The sequence below is a fragment of the Bacillus licheniformis DSM 13 = ATCC 14580 genome (assembly GCF_000011645.1).
Lineage (GTDB): Bacteria > Bacillota > Bacilli > Bacillales > Bacillaceae > Bacillus > Bacillus licheniformis.
The window spans coordinates 916,501-922,500 of record NC_006270.3; the positions used below are offsets into that span (position 1 = coordinate 916,501).

At 47.4% G+C, this 6,000-nt stretch carries 5 protein-coding genes and 1 rRNA gene; 4 read left to right on the forward strand and 2 right to left on the reverse strand.

Going from position 1 to position 6,000, the window contains the following annotated elements; translation table 11 throughout:
* Positions 1 to 55: 55 nt before the first annotated feature.
* Positions 56 to 1,354 carry a glutamate-1-semialdehyde 2,1-aminomutase gene (locus tag TRNA_RS25970; protein WP_003179959.1) on the reverse strand — a complete coding sequence of 433 codons (1,299 nt, stop codon included), beginning with the start codon at positions 1,352 to 1,354 and terminating at the stop codon, positions 56 to 58.
* 163 nt (positions 1,355 to 1,517) lie between these two features.
* On the opposite strand from TRNA_RS25970, the gene bcp reads away from it, so the two are divergent.
* Entirely contained in the window at positions 1,518 to 1,991 is a 474-nt protein-coding gene (bcp, locus tag TRNA_RS25975) for a thioredoxin-dependent thiol peroxidase (RefSeq protein WP_003179960.1), read from the forward strand.
* Positions 1,992 to 2,203: 212 nt separating this feature from the next.
* Complete coding sequence (perR, locus tag TRNA_RS25980) at positions 2,204 to 2,641, forward strand: peroxide-responsive transcriptional repressor PerR (RefSeq protein ID WP_003179961.1); 438 nt, start codon at positions 2,204 to 2,206, stop codon at positions 2,639 to 2,641.
* A 48-nt stretch (positions 2,642 to 2,689) separates the two neighbouring features.
* On the opposite strand, the gene TRNA_RS25985 is transcribed toward perR, so the two are convergent.
* Positions 2,690 to 3,037, reverse strand: coding sequence for a YgzB family protein (locus TRNA_RS25985; protein WP_003179962.1), 348 nt, complete (start codon positions 3,035 to 3,037; stop codon positions 2,690 to 2,692).
* Positions 3,038 to 3,254: 217 nt separating this feature from the next.
* Between TRNA_RS25985 and TRNA_RS25990 the strand changes: the two genes are divergently transcribed.
* Positions 3,255 to 4,139, forward strand: a complete 885-nt coding sequence (locus tag TRNA_RS25990) for a nucleotidyltransferase-like protein (protein ID WP_003179964.1) — start codon at positions 3,255 to 3,257, stop codon at positions 4,137 to 4,139.
* Positions 4,140 to 4,426: 287 nt separating this feature from the next.
* A 16S ribosomal RNA gene (locus TRNA_RS25995) occupies positions 4,427 to 5,977 on the forward strand.
* Positions 5,978 to 6,000 lie beyond the last annotated feature (23 nt).

Below are 6,000 nucleotides of genomic sequence, written 5' to 3' on the forward strand. Positions count from 1 at the left end.
CGCGCTTTCAAAGTGCTCCGCATTTGATAAAAAAGAGAGCGGATCCGCTCTCTTTTTACATGCGCTGTTTCAATTGTTTAAATGAGTCATCCACGGCTTTGAGCGTATCTTTAATGTCCTCTTCCGTGTGCGCGGTGGTGATAAACCATGCTTCATATTTTGAAGGCGCAAGATTGATTCCGCGCTCAAGCATCAGTTTGAAAAAGGCCGCGAACATGTCTCCGTCCGTATTTTCGGCTTGCTCATAGTTTTCGACTTTTTCGTTCGTGAAGTATACGGTGAGCGCGCCTTTTAGACGGTTGACAGTGATGTCGATGCCGTGGGTCTCGGCATGTGCCAGGATGCCTTCTTCAAGCATGGCGCCGAGGCGGTCAAGTTTTTCGTATGTGCCTTTTTCTTTCAGCACTTCAAGGCAGGCGATGCCAGAGAGGATGGAAGCCGGATTCCCCGCCATCGTGCCCGCTTGATAAGCAGGTCCGAGCGGTGCGACTTGTTCCATAATCTCTTTTCTGCCTCCGTAGGCGCCGATCGGCAGGCCGCCGCCGATGATTTTGCCGAGCGCCGTCAAATCAGGTTTGACGCCAAGAAGATCCTGGGCGCCGCCGTACATAAAGCGGAAAGCGGTAATGACTTCATCGTAGATGACCAGGGCTCCCGCGTTATGCGTAAGTTCATTGACCTGCTCGAGGAATCCGCTCTTCGGTTCGACGATCCCGAAGTTTCCGACAATCGGTTCAACGAGGACTGCCGCAATATCGTTCCCCCATTTATCGAGCGCTTCTTTATAGCTGTCGATATCATTGAAAGGAACGGTAATCACCTCGTTGGCGATGCTTTTTGGAACCCCGGCGGAATCAGGCGTGCCGAGCGTTGACGGTCCTGAACCGGCCGCCACCAGCACAAGATCGGAATGGCCGTGGTAGCAGCCGGCGAACTTGATGATTTTCGTTCTGCCTGTATAGGCCCGGGCGACGCGAATCGTCGTCATCACAGCTTCCGTTCCCGAATTGACGAATCTCACTTTATCCAAGGCAGGAATCGCTTCCTTAAGCATCTTGGCAAATGTCACTTCATGCTTTGTCGGCGTACCGTAAAGCACCCCGTTCTCAGCAGCTGTTTGAATCGCTTTCGTGATATGCGGGTGGGCGTGGCCCGTAATAATCGGTCCGTACGCGGCAAGGTAGTCTATGTATTTGTTGCCGTCCACATCCCAAAAATAAGCGCCGCTTCCCCTTTCCATCGCGACGGGAGAACCTCCGCCGACCGCTTTGTAAGACCTTGAGGGGCTGTTGACGCCTCCGACTATATGTTGAAGAGCTTCTTCATGAAGCTTTTCAGATTGAGTATGCTGCATAATATCCTCCTCATTTTTGCACCTTTATCTATTTCTATATTTTCTATATTGTAACACGAGGCGGACAGAGCGCAAAAAAGAAGCCGCCGAACATTTGAACAAGAGGGCGCTGTTTTTTATAATGGGGGAAAGCAAGCGATTAAACATAACAGGAGGCAAAACAATGACTGTTGAAATTGGACAAAAGGTGCCTGATATTGAACTGCTGGGCGATCACGGAGAAAAAGTAAAGCTGTCGGATTTTGAAGGAAAGTATGTCGTGCTCTATTTTTACCCGAAAGATATGACGCCGGGATGCACAACGGAAGCGTGCGATTTCAGAGACCGTCATGAAAGCTTTGCGGAACTTGATGCCGTCATTATCGGAGTCAGCCCCGACGATCAGGCAAGGCATGAAAAATTCAAGCAAAAACACGATCTGCCGTTTCTGCTGCTCGTCGATGATGAACACAAGCTCGCTGAAAGCTTTGACGTATGGAAGCTGAAGAAGAATTTCGGCAAGGAATACATGGGTGTCGAACGGTCGACATTCCTGATTGATAAAGAAGGCCGCCTTGTGAAAGAGTGGCGGAAAGTAAAGGTAAAAGACCATGTCGCAGAAGCGCTTCAAGCAGTAAAAGAAATCGCGGAAGCATAAAGCTCGCTGGGGAGGCCGGACTGTATTTTAGTTTGGTCTCTTTTTACGCTCATATTCGCCTGTCTGATCGGCCATGCTGATCATAGCGGCATTTTTCGCCTTAAAAATAGCTTTTTCACAGGGATTGGAATTGACAAAGATTCTGATCAGGAGTTACACTAATTATAAACGTTATAATGTAAGAATTTTTTTTAGAAGAGAGGTGCATGACGATGGCTGAACATAACCTGAAAGAAGCGTTGGAAGCGTTGAAGGAAACCGGGGTGCGAATTACTCCTCAACGTCATGCCATTCTGGAATTTCTCGTGAATTCTATGTCTCATCCAACTGCAGATGATATATATAAAGCTCTCGAAGGGAAATTTCCAAACATGAGCGTAGCAACGGTCTACAACAATTTGCGGGTTTTTAAGGAATCAGGGCTCGTTAAGGAATTAACGTACGGAGATTCCTCCAGCCGGTTTGACTTCGTGACTTCCGAGCATTATCACGCAATTTGCGAACGCTGCGGGAAAATCGTCGACTTTCATTATCCCGGCCTCGACGAAGTGGAGCAGCTTGCTTCACATGTGACAGGATTTAAAGTCAGTCACCATAGACTGGAGATATACGGTTTATGTCAGGAATGCGACAAAAAAGAAAGCCATTAAAAAGAGCTGGCCGCTTTTTTAACGGTCAGCTTATTTTTGTTGCAGCATTTACTGAGACTTTCGATTATACGATTCGTTAAACTCTTTTCCTTCGAGGTTTTTGTCCAATGTCAAAGGCTCCCTGCAATGCATGCACATATCAACCCGGCCTAAAATCTTGGTCGGTTTTTCACAGTTTGGACAGACGACTTGAACCGCTTTCGTTGAAAGCATGCCGATCCAAAAATAAACCGCTGTGCTCAACAAGATAGACAATACCCCCAAGATCATAAACACCGACATCAAGAGGACCGAGGACCTAAAAAAGACCCCGACATACATAATAATGAAGCCTATAAATACAAGGCTCAACGCAAACGTTCTGATTTTGTTGATTTTACTAGAGTATTTGGCCATATCCATCCCCCTGTCTCTAATATAGCATATCAAAGATGTGTTATTCTTTAATTAAAACGAATCAATTGGAAAATTTCTATAGAGAGTTTTGGGGAAATTGATTATAATAATTCAATGTGTTTTCAAAATAAAGGAGTTTTTATTGGCTCGTAGAAATAGGTAGAAACAAGAGAGAAGCTTTTATGCAACGTATTTACATCGTATTGGAGGAATGGTGATGGAAAATCTTCTCCGTCCGATTTACCAAGAAAGAGCAAGCCGCCCTGACACACTCGCTGTCATGCTGATTGAGAGGAGAAATCAAACTTCATCTGCAACAGATAATTTTGATGCGGCATTGTTGATTATCGTTAATAAGGCTGAAGACCCTGTATTCGTGAAGCATTATGAGTTCGACGGAAAAACGGCTTCTCTTCATATTATTTCTGTTGAACAGCTTCAGGAATGGATTCTGCTTGGAACAAACAGGAGAATCATAGACTGGGTTCTCAATGGAAAGGTGCTTTTCGACCGAAACGAATTTATCGCCAAGCTGATTGAGCAGCTCAATACATTTCCGTTTTCAGAAAGAAAACTAAAAATCGGACTTGAATACGGGAAATTAATCAGAAGATATATAGAAGGAAAATCGTTTTTTGAGGACGGTCAATTTTTGGATGCCTACAATTCCATCGTACACGCCCTCCACCATTTGGCCAGAATCGAAGTGATCGATAAGGGGTTTCACCCTGAAGTTACGGTATGGAACCAAGTCCGCCACATGGAACCTCAGGTTTATAAATTGTATAAGGAATTAATTGAAAGCAATGAAAGCTTGCAAAAACGGCTGGAGTTATTATTCCTCGCAAGCGATTTTCTCATTCATTCAAAAGCCGAAATAGGGGCTGCCTATATTCTCAATGTCATGGATGAAAAATCGGTTTGGCAATTTGCCGAACTTCTTAAACATCCGGATCTCAAGTATTTCACGACAGACCTGGGAGTTATACTGGAGTTCTTGGCTGAAAAGGATTTAGTCGGAGTAAAGCCGATAGAGACAAAGGGCCAAAAGATTTTTCACCGAGGATATTTTATTAAAAAAAGTGTTGACACTAATTTATAACGGTGATATATTATTAAGCGTCGCTGTTAGCGGAACGGTTTTTGAACAGAAAGCAGCAGCGACGAAAAATCAAAAAAACATTTGACACTTCTCGTTGAAAATGTTATACTAATAAAGTCGCTTCGGACAGAAGCGGAAATGATCTTTGAAAACTAAACAAGACAAAACGTACCTGTTAATTCATTAAATAAATCGTACATGCGAATGTGCGTAGTCAGGGGCCTGCACGATGCAGGTCATGCAGATGTTGTCACAGGATGTGACGAACTTAATCTGCGCTCCATTACTTCATGGAGAGTTTGATCCTGGCTCAGGACGAACGCTGGCGGCGTGCCTAATACATGCAAGTCGAGCGGACCGACGGGAGCTTGCTCCCTTAGGTCAGCGGCGGACGGGTGAGTAACACGTGGGTAACCTGCCTGTAAGACTGGGATAACTCCGGGAAACCGGGGCTAATACCGGATGCTTGATTGAACCGCATGGTTCCAATCATAAAAGGTGGCTTTTAGCTACCACTTACAGATGGACCCGCGGCGCATTAGCTAGTTGGTGAGGTAACGGCTCACCAAGGCGACGATGCGTAGCCGACCTGAGAGGGTGATCGGCCACACTGGGACTGAGACACGGCCCAGACTCCTACGGGAGGCAGCAGTAGGGAATCTTCCGCAATGGACGAAAGTCTGACGGAGCAACGCCGCGTGAGTGATGAAGGTTTTCGGATCGTAAAACTCTGTTGTTAGGGAAGAACAAGTACCGTTCGAATAGGGCGGCACCTTGACGGTACCTAACCAGAAAGCCACGGCTAACTACGTGCCAGCAGCCGCGGTAATACGTAGGTGGCAAGCGTTGTCCGGAATTATTGGGCGTAAAGCGCGCGCAGGCGGTTTCTTAAGTCTGATGTGAAAGCCCCCGGCTCAACCGGGGAGGGTCATTGGAAACTGGGGAACTTGAGTGCAGAAGAGGAGAGTGGAATTCCACGTGTAGCGGTGAAATGCGTAGAGATGTGGAGGAACACCAGTGGCGAAGGCGACTCTCTGGTCTGTAACTGACGCTGAGGCGCGAAAGCGTGGGGAGCGAACAGGATTAGATACCCTGGTAGTCCACGCCGTAAACGATGAGTGCTAAGTGTTAGAGGGTTTCCGCCCTTTAGTGCTGCAGCAAACGCATTAAGCACTCCGCCTGGGGAGTACGGTCGCAAGACTGAAACTCAAAGGAATTGACGGGGGCCCGCACAAGCGGTGGAGCATGTGGTTTAATTCGAAGCAACGCGAAGAACCTTACCAGGTCTTGACATCCTCTGACAACCCTAGAGATAGGGCTTCCCCTTCGGGGGCAGAGTGACAGGTGGTGCATGGTTGTCGTCAGCTCGTGTCGTGAGATGTTGGGTTAAGTCCCGCAACGAGCGCAACCCTTGATCTTAGTTGCCAGCATTCAGTTGGGCACTCTAAGGTGACTGCCGGTGACAAACCGGAGGAAGGTGGGGATGACGTCAAATCATCATGCCCCTTATGACCTGGGCTACACACGTGCTACAATGGGCAGAACAAAGGGCAGCGAAGCCGCGAGGCTAAGCCAATCCCACAAATCTGTTCTCAGTTCGGATCGCAGTCTGCAACTCGACTGCGTGAAGCTGGAATCGCTAGTAATCGCGGATCAGCATGCCGCGGTGAATACGTTCCCGGGCCTTGTACACACCGCCCGTCACACCACGAGAGTTTGTAACACCCGAAGTCGGTGAGGTAACCTTTTGGAGCCAGCCGCCGAAGGTGGGACAGATGATTGGGGTGAAGTCGTAACAAGGTAGCCGTATCGGAAGGTGCGGCTGGATCACCTCCTTTCTAAGGATATTATACGGAATATA